The organism is Paenibacillus sp. MSJ-34 (assembly GCF_018918005.1).
Taxonomy (GTDB): domain Bacteria; phylum Bacillota; class Bacilli; order Paenibacillales; family Paenibacillaceae; genus MSJ-34.
Window position 1 is genome coordinate 71,798 of record NZ_JAHLPR010000029.1, and the last position, 15,421, is coordinate 87,218.

At 49.9% G+C, this 15,421-nt stretch carries 16 protein-coding genes; 5 read left to right on the forward strand and 11 right to left on the reverse strand.

The window, feature by feature from the left end; all coding sequences use genetic code 11:
• Positions 1–22: 22 nt before the first annotated feature.
• From KQI79_RS15755 to KQI79_RS15775, 5 genes are all read right to left on the reverse strand, one after another.
• Positions 23–1,909: a nucleoside-diphosphate sugar epimerase/dehydratase gene (locus KQI79_RS15755; RefSeq protein ID WP_216539189.1), complete on the reverse strand. Its 1,887-nt coding sequence runs from the start codon at positions 1,907–1,909 to the stop codon at positions 23–25.
• Positions 1,910–2,222: 313 nt separating this feature from the next.
• Complete coding sequence (locus KQI79_RS15760) at positions 2,223–2,909, reverse strand: CpsD/CapB family tyrosine-protein kinase (RefSeq protein WP_216539190.1); 687 nt, start codon at positions 2,907–2,909, stop codon at positions 2,223–2,225.
• Positions 2,890–3,633 (reverse strand): YveK family protein, encoded by a 744-nt coding sequence (locus KQI79_RS15765; RefSeq protein WP_216539191.1) that lies wholly within the window; start codon positions 3,631–3,633, stop codon positions 2,890–2,892. The genes KQI79_RS15760 and KQI79_RS15765 overlap by 20 nt, the downstream gene beginning before the upstream one ends.
• Positions 3,624–4,400: a tyrosine-protein phosphatase gene (locus KQI79_RS15770; protein ID WP_216539192.1), complete on the reverse strand. Its 777-nt coding sequence runs from the start codon at positions 4,398–4,400 to the stop codon at positions 3,624–3,626. Before KQI79_RS15770 ends, KQI79_RS15765 begins: the two co-directional genes overlap by 10 nt.
• A gap of 91 nt (positions 4,401–4,491) precedes the next feature.
• The gene (locus tag KQI79_RS15775; protein WP_216539193.1) at positions 4,492–4,914 is read right to left on the reverse strand and encodes a hypothetical protein; all 423 of its coding nucleotides are present in this window, start codon (positions 4,912–4,914) and stop codon (positions 4,492–4,494) included.
• A gap of 196 nt (positions 4,915–5,110) precedes the next feature.
• Between KQI79_RS15775 and KQI79_RS15780 the strand changes: the two genes are divergently transcribed.
• A complete protein-coding gene (locus KQI79_RS15780) occupies positions 5,111–5,479 on the forward strand; it encodes a helix-turn-helix domain-containing protein (protein ID WP_216539194.1) in 369 nt (122 codons plus the stop codon).
• 68 nt (positions 5,480–5,547) lie between these two features.
• On the opposite strand, the gene KQI79_RS15785 is transcribed toward KQI79_RS15780, so the two are convergent.
• Complete coding sequence (locus KQI79_RS15785) at positions 5,548–5,712, reverse strand: hypothetical protein (RefSeq protein WP_216539195.1); 165 nt, start codon at positions 5,710–5,712, stop codon at positions 5,548–5,550.
• A gap of 186 nt (positions 5,713–5,898) precedes the next feature.
• The gene (locus tag KQI79_RS15790; protein ID WP_216539196.1) at positions 5,899–6,471 is read right to left on the reverse strand and encodes a TetR/AcrR family transcriptional regulator; all 573 of its coding nucleotides are present in this window, start codon (positions 6,469–6,471) and stop codon (positions 5,899–5,901) included.
• A gap of 275 nt (positions 6,472–6,746) precedes the next feature.
• Between KQI79_RS15790 and KQI79_RS15795 the strand changes: the two genes are divergently transcribed.
• Positions 6,747–7,856: an MGDG synthase family glycosyltransferase gene (locus KQI79_RS15795; RefSeq protein ID WP_216539197.1), complete on the forward strand. Its 1,110-nt coding sequence runs from the start codon at positions 6,747–6,749 to the stop codon at positions 7,854–7,856.
• Between the two features lie 12 nt (positions 7,857–7,868).
• Here the strand turns inward: KQI79_RS15795 and KQI79_RS15800 are convergent, their stop codons facing one another.
• Positions 7,869–9,137 carry an MFS transporter gene (locus tag KQI79_RS15800; RefSeq protein WP_216539198.1) on the reverse strand — a complete coding sequence of 423 codons (1,269 nt, stop codon included), beginning with the start codon at positions 9,135–9,137 and terminating at the stop codon, positions 7,869–7,871.
• 225 nt (positions 9,138–9,362) lie between these two features.
• Between KQI79_RS15800 and KQI79_RS15805 the strand changes: the two genes are divergently transcribed.
• Positions 9,363–10,031, forward strand: a complete 669-nt coding sequence (locus tag KQI79_RS15805) for a DNA-binding response regulator (protein ID WP_216539199.1) — start codon at positions 9,363–9,365, stop codon at positions 10,029–10,031.
• 336 nt (positions 10,032–10,367) lie between these two features.
• Here the strand turns inward: KQI79_RS15805 and KQI79_RS15810 are convergent, their stop codons facing one another.
• The 3 genes from KQI79_RS15810 to KQI79_RS15820 all read right to left on the reverse strand — a co-directional run bounded on the left by KQI79_RS15810 (position 10,368) and on the right by KQI79_RS15820 (position 13,918).
• The gene (locus tag KQI79_RS15810) at positions 10,368–11,600 is read right to left on the reverse strand and encodes a chemotaxis protein CheA (protein ID WP_216539200.1); all 1,233 of its coding nucleotides are present in this window, start codon (positions 11,598–11,600) and stop codon (positions 10,368–10,370) included.
• Positions 11,601–11,636: 36 nt separating this feature from the next.
• A complete protein-coding gene (locus KQI79_RS15815; RefSeq protein ID WP_216539201.1) occupies positions 11,637–13,211 on the reverse strand; it encodes a methyl-accepting chemotaxis protein in 1,575 nt (524 codons plus the stop codon).
• Between the two features lie 389 nt (positions 13,212–13,600).
• Positions 13,601–13,918: a LytTR family DNA-binding domain-containing protein gene (locus tag KQI79_RS15820; RefSeq protein ID WP_216539202.1), complete on the reverse strand. Its 318-nt coding sequence runs from the start codon at positions 13,916–13,918 to the stop codon at positions 13,601–13,603.
• A 192-nt stretch (positions 13,919–14,110) separates the two neighbouring features.
• Between KQI79_RS15820 and KQI79_RS27655 the strand changes: the two genes are divergently transcribed.
• Both KQI79_RS27655 and KQI79_RS15830 read left to right on the forward strand, forming a co-directional pair.
• On the forward strand, positions 14,111–14,296 hold the full coding sequence (locus KQI79_RS27655) for a hypothetical protein (protein WP_230191523.1): 186 nt from the start codon (positions 14,111–14,113) through the stop codon (positions 14,294–14,296).
• Between the two features lie 177 nt (positions 14,297–14,473).
• Positions 14,474–14,938 (forward strand): hypothetical protein, encoded by a 465-nt coding sequence (locus KQI79_RS15830; RefSeq protein WP_216539204.1) that lies wholly within the window; start codon positions 14,474–14,476, stop codon positions 14,936–14,938.
• The last annotated feature ends 483 nt before the right edge of the window (positions 14,939–15,421 follow it).

Below are 15,421 nucleotides of genomic sequence, written 5' to 3' on the forward strand. Positions count from 1 at the left end.
CGGATGAAATGACACGTCCTCTCTAAGCTCCCGCCAAAGCGTAAACTTCTTCGCTTTGTCCCGGAACGGCCGCGGTCTGCGCCTCCTCGGGAGCGGCATGATAACCGGGAACGACGAGTTGCAGCAGCGTGCGGAACGTTTCGAGGTCTTGCTGCATAACGATTTCATGCAATCGGTCGATTTCCGCAAACAACGGCGCCGCATCGACAACCGCCGGCTTGCCGATATAAATCCGGTCATGCTTCGTCGACGAAATCCCTTCTTCGTCGGTAAGCAGTTCCTCGAACAATTTTTCTCCTTCGCGAATGCCGGTAAATTCGATGGAGATATCCTTGTCCGGCTCGAATCCGGACAGGCGGATCAAGTCTTTGGCCAAGTCGACGATTCGCACCGGTTTGCCCATGTCGAGAATGAACACCTCGCCGCCTTGCGCCAGCGCGCCCGCTTGAATGACTAATTGCACCGCCTCCGGAATCGTCATAAAATAGCGGACCATGTCGGGATGCGTGACCGTGACGGGGCCGCCTTGCTTGATTTGTTCCTTGAAGCGGGGAATGACGCTGCCGCGGCTGCCGAGCACATTGCCGAAGCGTACGGCGGCGAATACCGTTTGGCTGTTCCTGCTCAAGCTTTGGACGATCATTTCCGCCAGCCGCTTCGTCGCCCCCATGACGTTGGTCGGATTCACCGCCTTATCCGTCGATATGAGCACGAAACGTTCGGCGGCATACTTGCTTGCGCATTGCGCCACATTTTTCGTGCCCAGCACATTATTTTTGATCGCTGCGGCGGGATTTCGCTCCATCAGCGGAACATGCTTATGGGCCGCCGCATGAAAGACGACCTGCGGCCGATATTGGCCGAACACTTCGTCCATCCGCGCCATATCCTGAATGTCGGCAATAATCGGCATCAGCGCTAACCCGGGGAAGCTGCGCCTCAGCTCCATTTCGATGTTATAGATGCTGTTCTCGCCATGGCCGAGCAGCAGCAGCCGATCCGGACGGAAACGGGCAACCTGCCTGCACAATTCCGAACCGATCGATCCGCCCGCGCCGGTGACGAGCACGGTTTTTCCTTCCACATAGCCGGCGATGCCATGCAAATCGGTCGTGACCGGTTCTCTCCCCAGCAGGTCTTCGACTTCGACGTCGCGTATTTCGTTAATGCTGACTTTGCCTTCGATCAAATCGTTCAAGATCGGAATGAGCTTTAATTTCGCTTTGGTCGACTTGCACAGCTCGATGATCCGTTTCATTTCGCATTTCGACGCGGACGGGATGGCGATAATGATTTGGCCGATGTCGTACTGTTCGACCGCTTTGTGGATCATCTCTCTGCCTCCGATTACCGGGATGCCGTGTACCTGGCATTTATGCTTCGCGTTGTCGTCGTCGATGAACAAAACCGGAATCATATTCGCCGATGAATTGAACTTCAATTCTTTCGCGATCATACTTCCGCAGCTGCCTGCACCGATAATTAACGCTCGGTCCTTTTTCCCGCCACGCTTATCGTATCCGTCCCGAACGATTCTCCAGACGAATCGAGAGCCGCCGACGGCGAACAATACGTTTACGAAAGAGAGGAAGGCTATTTCGAGCTGCACCGGTTCCCGCATAATGACAATATGGAAGACATAGGATACGATGCTGCCGATTGCGATCGCCCTTATAATCGATACGGCTTCACCGATGCTCGCAAACTTCCATATTCTTTTGTACAATTTGAAATAGTGCATCAAGGATAGATGAATTACGCTTGAAATAAGAACATAAACGGCCAATTGCCGGACCCAGTCGTCCGGAATCGCGCCGTCAAAGCGAAGAAAGTATGACCAATAAACGCTTGCCCCTATCAGCAAAAAATCCATTCCAAGCAACATGGTCATTCGCTTCTCGTACTTCATATCGTTCCTCCCATTTCGGACAGCAGTTCATTTTTTATAAAAATTGCAGTTGCACCGTTTTAACCCGGCAAGGGGTTTGCCAACCAAAACGGCATAACTCCAATCTCTATTAGCGCATGTTCGCTAACTCTATTTAGCGGATAAACGCGATAAAATAGAAAAGGGCATTTAACCCCGCCTCACATCACACCATCGACGATGAACGTCTAAGGTTTTGCACCCACAGCATGATCGAGTGCCTACGGTGGTATAGGTACAGTAGACATTACCTGCAGCCGGCCTCTTCTTGCCCGGCAAGCCGCTCGCTTTCTTCTTAGTCCGTTTCGTAGTATTGCAAACTCGCTTGCGCCGCTTTGCTTCGTCTGACGTTGTTTAGAACGACGCCCAAAACGGTGGACTTGACTAGTTCCAAATTCATTTTCGCCTTCCGAACCTGTTCAAGTTTGACTTTCCCGGCTTGAACGACCAATATGACTCCGTCGCAGCGGGTCGCCACGACCAATCCGTCGGTAATGGCCAACGTCGGAGGGGAGTCGAAGATGACGATATCGAATTGCCGCTTCCACTCTTCCAGCAACGAGTCCAATCGGGACGACGATAAAATTTCCGCCGGGTTCGGCGGAATGGTGCCGGACGGGACGAGCGACAGATTCGGAATATAACTTTCCCGGATCGCCTCTTGATCCGGCCTTTCGTTCGTGAGCAGATTCGTCAAACCGTAAAGATTCGTTTGGCCGAACATAAGATGCAAGGAAGGCTTCCGTAAATCGGCATCGACGAGGAGCACTTTTTTGCCTTCATGCGCATAGGAAACCGCCAGATTGGCGGCGGTCGTCGTTTTCCCTTCCCCCGGCACGGCCGAAGTGATCAATAACGTCCTCACCGGATTTTCCCATCTCGCAAACCGAATATTGGTCCGGAGCGTCCGAAACGACTCGGAAATGCGCGATTTCGGATTGATTTCCATCACCAGCTTTTGTTCATGAGCTAACCGTGGCATATTGTTCACCCGCTTGATTTTTCTCGGTATGCACCGTCTTGCCATTCAAATCTTTCTTTTGAATTTTCATGATTACGCCTAGCGTCGGAAGCCCGAGATACTGTTCGACCTCCGCCTCGTTCTTGAGCGTATCGTCCAAATATTCCAGCAAAAATACGACCGCAATTCCCAGCAGCAAAGATAAGGCAAAGCCGACGGCGATATGAAGCTGCATATTCGGGCTGACCGGAGTCACGGATTCGCCCGGTTTGGCCTTATCCAAAATCGTCACATTGTCGACATTCATAATTTTCGGAATTTCCTCTTGAAATACCGCCGCAACCGCATTGACGATTTCCGCCGCCCTGCCGTAATTCGCATCCTTGACTGTGAGCGTCATGATCTGCGATTCGCGTACGGAATGAACCCGCACCTTGTGAACAAGAGTTTCCGCGGGAACGTTCAAATTCGGATACCGCTGTACCACCTTATCCATAACGGCCGTCGATTGAATGATCTCTTTATAGGTATTAATGAGCATAATGTTCGTGTTGATCGAATTCACATCCGGCTGCGGGGATTCGTCCGCGAACAATTTATTGACGATCAGCTTGGAAGACGCTTCGTATTGCGGGGTAATATAATAAAAGGTTACGAGCCCCGTTGCACCGGTGCCGAGCGCAACGGCCGCCAGAATGAGCCAGAACCTTTTTTTGAACGTTTGAATGAGTTCCTTCAGTTCCACTGCGAATCCCTCGCCTCCGTATTTATAGGTTGATCCAATGGATGCTTGCACGAAACGACGGTTTGGCCGCGAATTAAACGTTCGGCGTTGCGCTGCAAACAACGGGCGTAATCCGCCCCTCCCAATTGTTTCAGCGTTTCGTACCCTTGCCGCAAGTAAAAGCCGCGCTGCAGCGTGTTATGCGCGTCGGAGGCGAGCATATGCGCCCACTTGCGTTTGCAGATGATCGCGGCGGTACGCTGAATTCTTCGGCCGAACAATCCGAGCAGCGATTGCGAGGTCACTTGCAAGAAGATGCCGCGCTCCCTCCATTCAAGCAGCAATTCGGGCCGCTCCACCACTTCCAAATTGCGCTCGGGATGCGCGATGACGATTTGCAGGCGGGAACGGCTCATCCATTCCGCAAACTCGTTGAAATAGGGCGGAATCGCCCGGGAAGGCAATTCCACTAACAAATACATGCTGTCCGCCAATGTCTGCAATTTCCCCCGGTCGTAGTCCGATAAATAAGACGGATGAAGACGAAATTCCTGACCCGGCAGCACGGTCAACGGCATGCTTCGCAGCCGCAAACGTTCGTTCATTCGATCGACCGCTTTCCGGATTTTCGATGCCGAATTATGGTAACGCCTCGTCGCATGGTGCGGCGTCGCTACGACCGTATGTATTCCGTTCCGAATGGCTGCCGCCGCCAGCTTCAAAGACCCTTCCGCCGTTTTCGGACCGTCGTCGAGGCCCGGCAATATATGGCAATGGAGGTCTATCATACAAATCACCCAAATAACTAGTGTTAAAGAATTAATGCGGTTCATTGCGAAATATAGTAAAATAAGAAGGAATATCTAAAAAAAGGTCCTGCTATACGATGGAATCGTAACGCGACAGCTTGCTGTACAATTGATGAATTTCCACATGCTTGGGGCGCGTACGGCGTATGTACGCGTTCAACAATCCGGTCAGCATGCGCCGATTCGATTCGTTCGGAACGAAAGAGATGTGGTATCGATACAGATTATCCTCTTTTTTCCTCAGCGCCACTTGTCCGTATTGCTTCAGCCATACCTGCTCGATTTGAAATTCGAAGGAGAGCACATAATGACCGAAAACCGGCAACAGCAGATTGGTCGTTATTTCCATGGAGACCGGACTGAGCGCTAATATTAATACAGGCACCTTTTTGCAATCGATCACGCGGCCATGAATGCAGGCAATCGACAAATCCGCTTTGACCGAAGGCGACAAACGAAGCCGGATCGGCTGAGGCGATACGCTCTGATTCATATTTTCATTCCTTTAATCGAGAATTCACGCTGCCCAAGCATGCTCATGCGAATGGTATATCCCCATGCTTTGGGCGGATATAATGATACTAAATGTATCTATTTTGGCATTCGATACAATTTGTATCTATAACTTACGATACATTTTGTAGCATGTCAAGCGTTTTTTTGTTCAAGTCGGAGTCAGGAGGGAATTTATGAAATATGGAAATCGGATTGCGGAATTGCGCGAGAAGAAGGGATGGACGCAGGAAGAACTTGCCGCATCCATCGGGATTACGCGCGCGGCTCTCTCGCATTATGAAAAAAACAGAAGAAAACCGGATTTCGAAACGTTAATGCAACTTGCAGATCTATTCGAAGTTTCGATCGATTATTTAATCGGCCGCACGTTCGATCCGAAATCGACGATGGACAGCGAAGTGCGCCAATTTACGGATCAGTTGGAATTATCCGATGCGGATTTGTTGGAACGGTTCAGCCTTACGGTGGACGGCCGCAAGCTGACGGAAGAAGAAGCGAAGCGGTTTATCGCTTTTGTGCGCGCCGAACGTATGTTGAAATGAAAAAACAATCCTCAGGCCCGATCATGAACAAGGAAAGCGGATCGGATGAGGATTGTATTTGTTTTTGTTTAATAGTCGGATTTCCGTTGAATTGGACCAATGATGTCGGACGGCCATCGATCCTCCTGAATACCCATTTGATGCAAAATGGTTTGAACGTCCAATTCGATTTTTTCGTTCCTTGGATGCTTCGTATCTTCCGCGCCGGCTTCGTACTTCCTCGCTTCTTCCATACTATGTATCCCGCCCATCCGTCATATTCAATATTTTGCATCGACCCAGGAAGCAACAAAAATAATTATAAAGTACCTGTCTCGGTAATGTTGTCGTTCTATGCATGTCAACAAAAAAACATTTATTCTATTTTTGTCGAAAAAAAACCTCAGTCGCGCCGTTTAACACGGGACGAACCGAGGAAGTTACCGAGCCAACCCTTCGATTAAATGAATTTGGAAATGCCGTTGAATTTCTTCTTTGCGAAGCGGCGGATTCGCATGACTCCATTGCGAGGTCAACGCCGTATATAATTTGAGCATAATAAATGCCGTTACCTTCGGATCGACCGGCCGAATTTCTTTCTTGGCGACCGCTTGGGCGACTTCGCGTTCGATATAGGCCAGCATCGCCTGTTCCACCTTGTCCAGTCCGCTGTTTGCCATCGGCGTTCCGAATTCCCGCAATTCATGGGATAATTTAATAATAAGCTCGTGCTTTGCGCGAAAATCGAGCACCCGATCCAATACCCGGTACAAATTTTCAAAAAACGGCTTGTCCGGATCGATTTCCCGGTCGGCGATTTGCTTCATTTCTTGAATCACTTGTTGTACAATTTGATCAAACAGTTGTTCCTTATTGGTGAAAAACGTATAGATCGTTCCTTTTCCGACATTCGCGATTTTGGCCACTTGATCCATCGTCGTCGCCTTATATCCGAACAAGGCAAAAGACTTGGCGGCCGCTTCCAGAATTTGTTTTCTGCGGTCCACTGCCATGGTACAATCCCCTCCTGCGCAGGCGCATCAAGATCTATTTTTTGACTATTGAACGGAAACGGTCAAAGGGTCATTGATTAATGTAGCATGCTTGGGACGGGATTGCAAGGACATCGGTCATATCCTTTCCCTATTTGAAGGGTTGCGTCCCGGTTCCATCGTCATAATACTCGGAATCTATGAAATGATTCCTTTACATAGGCAATCGGCCAACGTTCAGTACATAGCAATACACCTAATAACGTAAATTGGGTATAATGGAAGCAGGTGAGAATATGCGAAAAAAACGAGTCCTACTTCTATCCGAAGCGTTCGGCACAGGACACACGCAAGCGGCATACGCGTTGGCGGTTGGAATGAAGCAGATTTGTCCGCAAGTACAGACCCGTGTCATCGAGCTGGGCAAATTTTTAAATCCGACGGTAGGTCCTTTAATTGTGTCCGCTTACCGCAAAACGGTCAGCTCGAAGCCGAAATTGGTCGGATTTTTTTACCGCAAAAAATACGACAAATCTGTAAACCGATTCACCAAGCTTGCGATGCATCGCATTTTCTATACCCAAGCTTCCCAAGTCATCCGGCAGTTGAATCCGGATATCGTCGTATGTACGCATCCGTTTCCGACGATCGTCATGTCGCGGTTGAAGCGTCTCGGCCTGGATATTCCGTTGTTTACGCTGATTACGGATTACGATGCGCATGGAACTTGGATCAACCCGGAAGTGAATAAATTTCTCGTCTCGACCCCGCACGTAGAGGAGCTTCTGCTGAAGCGCGGCATTCACCCCAGCCGGATCGAAGTGACGGGCATCCCGGTGCACCCGAACTTCTGGAAACGGCATGACAAGAAGGAAGTGCGGGCGCAATTCGGCTTGAAAGAGATGCCTACGGCGATGATTATGGGGGGCGGCTGGGGGCTGATGTTCGACGAGGAACTGCTTACGTACATGTCCCGCTGGCGCGAGAGCGTTCAGCTTCTTATTTGTATGGGCAGCAATCAGAAAATGATTCAAAAAATGCAGAACGATCCCCGGTTCCAGCATCCGAACATTCATATTCTCGGCTATACCCATGAGGTGAACAAGTTGATGGACGTCTCGGATTTGCTCATTACGAAGCCCGGCGGCATGACTTGTACCGAAGGCTTGGCCAAGCAAATTCCGATGTTGTTCTACCGTCCCATTCCGGGACAAGAAGAGGAAAATTGCGAATATTTCGTCAAAAACGGTTTTGCGGAAATATTGACGTCGACGGAAACGATCGACAAATGGTTCAACCGTCTGCAATCTTTGCAGGAAAGCGAAGGCGGCCTCATGAATCCGAACCATACCCCTTACGATCCGGAATACTGTTGTCATGTCGTATTGAAATTATTAGAATCGTAAAGGGTATCGGGACTACATCGCACCGTCCGCCGATACGGGCGCGGCCGCCCGGCGGTTCGCTTCCGCCTGCCGCTCCAGCCGCTGGCCGATGACGAAGCCGAGAATGGCGGTCAGTACGAGAGCGGCGGAAACGCCGTATATCGTTTCGATCCCGAACTTATTGTACAGCGTCGCTCCGAGCAAGCTGCCGGTAACCGTGGCGCCGATGCTCATCACCATATTCAAAATCGCCTGTCCGCTCGAGCGGAAGCGGTCCGGGATCAGAATCATCATATATTCCGCCAAGTTGACGAGATAGAACGCGATCGCCACGCCCTGCACCGCTTGGAAGATCAATATTAGCGTCAGATTCGCGGCATACGCCAGCACCAGCGCGCGAATGCCGAAGATAAGCGCCGCCGCCGCGAGCATTACGAGCGGCCGGAACCTCCCGCCTTTGCGCCCGAGATACATAAACACCCCGACCTCGATCGCGGCAGGCAGCATCCAGCCGAGCCCGATATCAAACTGCGTTCCTCCCCGTTCCCGGATCAAAAAACTGAAATATTGATCGTTCATCACAAACGAAATGTTCATCATCACAAGTACGAGCATAAAAAAAATAAACCGTTTATCCTTCACATACACCACAAGCTCGCGCATGTTCACTTTCGGCCTCGTTCCGCCCCGGTCTGCGGCACCCGCAATCTTCCGATCCCGCGGATCACGGATCGGCAGCAAGCAAGCCATCGTTCCAAGGGATAGGGCGATCATGATCCAGCTTAGCGTCCGATGGCCGGGGAAGCGGTCCAGCACCCAGCCGATCGCCACGGCCGAAACGGCAAAGCCCGCCGCTCCGAAACCGCGAATGACCGCATAGGTATTGCCCAGCCGCTTCGCCTGCAACATCGCCATACTTTCCGTCAGCACGCTGATCGGGATCCAGACGAATTGAAACAATAAAATAAACCCCATGACCGTCCAAGGGTTCTGAATTCGAAACAAGACGAACATCAATGCCGTCATCGCAAGCAGCAAACCGAGAATAATGCCTTTCATCCGGCTCGTTTTGTCGCTAATATAACCGAATAAATAATTGGCCGCCATTCCTACGATCGGAATGAGCGCATTTTGCATGCCGTACATCGCATCCGTATATCCTACCTCTTTATAGTACACCGGAAAAAAAGAATAGACGGCCGCCCCTGGCGTAAAGGCCATAAACATATAGAAATACGTCATGCGAAGCTGCGCCGCCCGAGAATCGGACTTGTTCAATTCTGGCTGTCCCATGGAACTCATGCCGTGCATTCTCCTTCATGAGATAATAAGCAACATTATAATCGATTTTGAAGAAGAGTAAAACAGACCGTCTTTCGGCACTCGCGTAGATTGTACATATTCGATTGAAGCGCTGCAGTCCCTATGGTAAAATTTATGAAAACGACGTGAAGCACACGCCGCTCCATTGCAGGATTCGTCCTGTTAATCGGGCGGCGTTCTTTTATTAGGAGGCGACGAAACGGTATGAATTTCGAAGAAAGTTATGAATTGTTTATTAACACTCATCTGCAAAAACGCAACGGAGAACGTCGAAAGAGGCTGAAGGACGGTTGCGGCCATGCGGAATTGCTATTTCTTAACCAGGTTTGGTGGCCGGCTTTCGGACATTTCCAAGAACTTCATCCGGAATATGAAGTGTTTGATTTCAAGGACGGTTGCCGGTTTCTCGACTTTGCCTATATCCGCCCTTTCTTCCGGCTTGCAATTGAGATTGACGGGCACGGTCCGCATTGGCGCAATATATCACGCTGGCAATTTTCGGATCATTTGCTGCGCCAGAATCATCTCACGATCGACGACGGCTGGCGCGTCCTCCGTTTCTCATACGACGATCTGAAAGAGAGACCCCGCCTGTGCCAGCAGATCATACAGCAATTCATGGGCCGATGGTTTGGAGAGGAGAAGCAGAGCGTCTCATTAACCATTATTGAAAAAGAAATCGTCAGGTTGGCTTTGCGGTTAAGCAGACCGCTGTCCCCCCAAGACGTCTGCGATCATCTCGGCTTCGAAAATAAGTATGCACGCAAATTGCTGCACGGTTTAAAAGAGAAAACGTGGCTCCAGCCGGACCGGGGTACTACGCGAATTCGGACGTACCGGCTCGACTTGAACGGCAAGGATATTTACTTTTGATTGGCTAGTGGGTTTGGCATGCGAGGTCGGTTCACGCCGAAATGTTACAATAACGGATTTTCAAGGTCTTATTTCCCGTTTATTGAGGCGAATTGTATAAATAACGGATTTTCAGGGTCTTATACGGAACGAAAATGCCGAAAACCTGGCCTATTCCTAGGAATCGGCTCATTTAGCGGGCCGAAAATCCGTTATTTTAAAAAATTGCCCTGATTTTTCAAAATAGGACCCTGTCAATCCGTTAAGTTGTATCCGTCAATAAATGACGTGGACTTCCAATGAAAATTTCATTCATGCGGATCCGGCTTCATTTGCCAACGCCGGTGCCAGTCGGATTCATGCTCCGCCCTCGGCCGATATAGATGCCATATCGAGAATGAAAGCGACTTTGCCGTCGCCCATAATGGTAGATCCCGAGACAAATGGGACGTCCGCCCAATATTCTCCCAGCGGCTGCACGATCATTTCCCGGGTGCCCAATGTTTCGTCCACGGCGAGCGCGACGCGCCGGCCTTCGGCTTCCGCAATGACGATGCGCAACATTCGGGCGTTGGTTTCGCATTCCGGCTTCGCGACGATCTTGAGCGCGCGCCGAAGATGTACGAGCGGGAGCACCGTTTCGCGAATGACGCATACGTCGCGGCCTTGAACGGTGCTGATCTCATCCGGCCGCAGCCGGACGATTTCAACGACCTGCTGAAGGGGCATCGCGTACACTTCGGCGCCAAGCCGTACCAGCAAGGCGCGAACGGTAGCCGACGATAGCGGCAGCCGAATCGTCATCGTCGTCCCTTTGCCCGGCGTTTCATCGATGTCCAGGCGGCCTTGAAGCTGACGGATTTGGGCTTGAACCGTATCGATATCTTGCGAGCCGCAGCCTTTCCCGTCGTCGGCGATGACGATTTCGACTTCGTTGTCAAGACGGGACGCTTTCATCAGCAGCGTGCCTTTGCGCGGTTTTCCGGCTTTTTGCCGTTCTTCCGCGCTTTCGATGTTATGGACCGCCGCTTTGCATAACAGCGAGACGAGCGGTTCGTCGATTTTATCGATCATTTCCCGGTCGAGTTCCGTATGTTCGCCAACCATCAGGAAGTCGATTTCCTTATTCAATTTGCGCGATATATCCCTCACGAAACGGGGATACCGCCGAAAAAGCCGCTGGAGCGGCAACAGCCGCGTTTTCACAACCCCTTCTTGAAGCGCCGATATCGTCCGGCTTATCCTTGCGGTCACCTCGTTCAACTGCTGCAAGACGCCTTGTCCGCACGAATCCGCTATTTCCTGGCGCAGACGCTCGTTTACATCGTTCAAGCGAGTGCTGCCGACCATTAATTCGGAGGCTACATGTTGCAGTTGCGCAAGCCGCTCCGCATCGACGCTAATCGTTTGGCCCGCCTGTGCCGCATGGATATTCGAAGAAGGATGTTCCTCGATGCTATGTATAAATTCCCTGATCTTCCCGATATCGGCCCCCTCTTCCAACTGCAGCAGCTTCCGGTCTAATAGTTTCAATTGCTCGTCAAATTGTTCCATATTCGTATGCGAAATGGACGGCTTATCGAATTTCACGTCGAACCTCCTAAACGAATGCTCGCCTCTCCGCCGTTATTGCAGTTTGAAGAGCGATACAGATTCGTTCAAATCTTCGGCGAGCTCCGCGAGCGATTGCGAGGAAGAAGCCGTTTCTTCCGCAGCGGCAGCCGCTTCTTCGCTGACGGAGGCGATCGTGTCGATCGCGTTCAACACCTCGCCGGCCTGTGCGGCCTGCTCCTCGCTTGCAGCTGCGATTTCCGCCACCTGTTGCGCAGTTTCGTTCGATTTGCCCATAATATCCTGCAGCGCTTCCCCCGTCCGCTGCGCCATATTGACCGCTTCTTCCGCCGTGCTGACGCAAAGATTCGTATTTTGCTGCATTCCTCTGACGATAACGCCGATCTGCTTCGTCGCGCCGCCGCTTCGCTCGGCCAATTTGCGCACCTCGTCCGCTACCACGGCGAATCCTCTGCCTTGTTCCCCCGCCCGCGCCGCCTCGATCGCGGCATTCAAAGCAAGCAAATTCGTTTGATCTGCAATTTCATCGATGAGTTCCAATATTTCGCCTATTTTTTCGGAGTCTTTTTGCAATAAAGCCATTTGTTCGCTGAGACGGTTCATTCCTTCGATGGACGTTTGAACGACAAGCATGCCCGCTTGAGCGCTCTCCTTCGTCTGACCGGACAGCAAAGACGCCTCTTCGGCGTTTCCGGCAACCGCATCGATGGCTCTAGACAACTCGCGGAAAAGCTCGTTGATCGTTTGCGCCGAGCTCGCTTGCGTATTGGAACCGCTGGCGATTTCCTCCGTGCTCGCCGCAATTTGCTGCGCAGCCGCGGCGACGTTTTGCGAGGAAGCCATCGTATGTCCGATCAATTCCCGCAATTGATCGATCATTTCGTTCACGGAGACGGACAGTTGGGCGGTCTCATCCTTTCCTTTCACCCTCGCTTTTTCCCGTAAATCCCCTTTCGATACTTTTCCCGTCAGCTCTACAATTTCGCGAATCGGCCGCGAAATATTGGCCGAAATTAACAGGGCCATGCCCAATGCGATAATAACCGCAACGATGCCGATGACGATAATGTTAATTTGACCCGACCGATACAATTCGATCGCTTCGTTTGTCGTCGCTTTCGCTTCGTCCGTTTGTATTGCGACTAATTGTTTCAGATGTTCCCTCATTTCGCGTCCGGTCTGTACCGTCGGATCGACCAATTCTAACGTTTTAGCCGCATCGTCCTTTTTGGCCGACTCGACAATGGGAGGTATTTGCGCAAGATAACGATCCCATAATGAAGTAAACAAATTATATATCTTCAACTGTTCCGGCGTGGTGGGAAGACTTTCATACTCCGATTTCAATTCCGCAATGTTGCTCACGGCGGTATTCACTTCTCCCTCGAGATCCGCAAGCTTTTCTTTGCTCGGCTCCGATGCGATTCGCAGAACAAGCCGCTGCACGTTCAACGTTTCCGCGGTCAAATCGCTCAGCGCGTTCACGTTAGGCATAATGTTCTGATCGATATTTTTCGCGCTATTCCCCATTCTCTCCATGCTAGACAGCGAAATATAACCTACTGCAATCAAAAGCAGCAATACGAACATAAAACTGCAAAGCAATTTGACCCGAATACTTAATTTCATTTTTCATCCCTCTTCTTGTCGAATATGAGTGCCATTTGCTAACTTTCATAGCGGTGCTGCCTGCATTTTTTGCATTTCGCTTTCTTTCCCCCGATTCCATGTTTCTCATTGTGGAAGTGGTCCAGCGGCTTATACGTTTTGCATTGTAAACACATTTTCGCATCGACCCATTGGCCGTCCACCTTCAATTTCGTTATCTTTACTTTGAGACTCAATCCAGACAATTTCCGGCTTCCCCCCCGACTTTGTGCCCAATCGATATCTGGTTCTATTGCATTATAACGGGGTAAATTTCAACAATATGTCGAATTTTGTCGATTTTTTCCGAGGATTCGATACGTCGATTCGTCCGCTTGAACGGGTGCATATTTTTCAAGTCAAATATGGTATTATTTTCTTTTTAAATGTTTTACTTTCTTGATGTTCGACTCCGATACGGTGCATGCTTGTTGCCCGTCGAAAAATACGATATTCGTATACGGATCGAACCAGGTAATCTTTGAAAGATTGACAATATTGGAGCGGTCGAGATTATCGAAACCGTTAGGCTTCAACAACTTGAGCCAATGTTCCAGCGTGGTTAACGGCTCATATACGTTATGAGCGGTATGAATCGAAATTCCTTTCTTATAGATCGTTAAGTACAAAATATCGTCGACATCAATCAATTCGGGCCCATTCTCCTTATGCATCACTGGGATTAGCAAGCTGGCCACCTCTTTCCTCGTTCTTAGTTGCTGATATATTTTCCGTATGAAGACTAGTTTTTATGACGCAACTTGGCGTAGGTCGTCCGGTTCAAGCGCAAGAAATGCGTTCCCACGGTCCCAGCAAGAAATTACGCTTGATGCGGTCCGCAAAAACATTTACAATGAGGACAAATGCTTGGGGGTGTTCTCATGCCGGATCAAAACGAGCCGAAAAAAATCAATTTAGCCGATGCTATCAAACAAAAACTTGCGCAAAAAAAACAACAGCAATTTGACCAAAAACACCAGTTTAACGGAGGCGGCAACATCAAAGCGCTCAAAAGCCAAAATACGAAAAAACCGAACAATCAGCGGAGACGCACGGGCGGATCCTAAAAAATCCCATTCCCGATGATTCGCGAACATTTCCAAGTCCACCGAAGGGCGATGCAGCCGTTTGCGTGGGCTTTTTATTTTTAACAGCTTTTCATGCAATAGCGCCCTATTTTCTTCCTTGTCGATATTTGGCAAACCGAGTAAAATGAATGAAGATAATCATTGGAGAGAGGCGGTTTGGCGGCAGTGGAAAATAAAGGGGTGTCGTGTCTCGGCTGTCTGGCTTTTATTTTTATCTTAGGGCTGATCGCAGCGGTTTTTAAATTTATAGCGGAAAATATTTGGACGATTCTATGGGTCTTGGGCGGCATTGTCATCCTTGCGGCGCTCATCTATGTCGGCGTGAAATATTCCAAAAATATAAAACAAAAGCTGATCGAAAAGGGCAAAGTGCAATTCGATGAGAAATATGAGGAGAACGAGCGGCTTATTTTGCAAATCGCAGCAAAGCATAAAGGTTATGTAACGCCCGCCGACATCGCGTTGAGAACGGATCTGTCCTTGGAAGCGGCAAAAGGATATTTGGATTATTTGAAGAGAAAAGGATTTGCCAGACTGCGGATTGCGGATAACGGTTCGTACGTATACCAATTCACCGATCTGCTGTCGGAAGAAGACAAGAAAAACGCCGAAATATTGTGAGGAATCGGGGATATCCGCCGCATTTTGCGGCGTTTTTTTGTTTGGTGCCGTGAGGGAAACGCCCTGAATGGGGGCCCCTGTTAGGCACCTCCTTCTAAGCGCCTTCTGTCGAAATCCCGTTCATTCAGGATAGCGAGAGAGACCGATCGCATATCAAACCTGGTTTCTGATCGAAAGCAAAAACACTCATTTAGCCAATTTAACGGAATCTGGGTCCGCCAAGTCACACGTAGACGCAGCTATTCGCATGGACCATTGCAACGCTAGTGCTAATAAGATACAATTGTTCCCTATTTTAGGGTGCAAGGCGTTGTCGGAGTCCGAAGATAAGAAAAACGCCTGACGGCGTCCTTTAAGTTCGTGCATCTCCGTTCATACGTACCAAAGTAAGCTGGGGTATGGGGATCTTCTTCCCCTGTCCCCAGTCTACTTTTTCACATCATTTATCCTGTATTCATAGCCATGAACTCCTTTGTAATAATC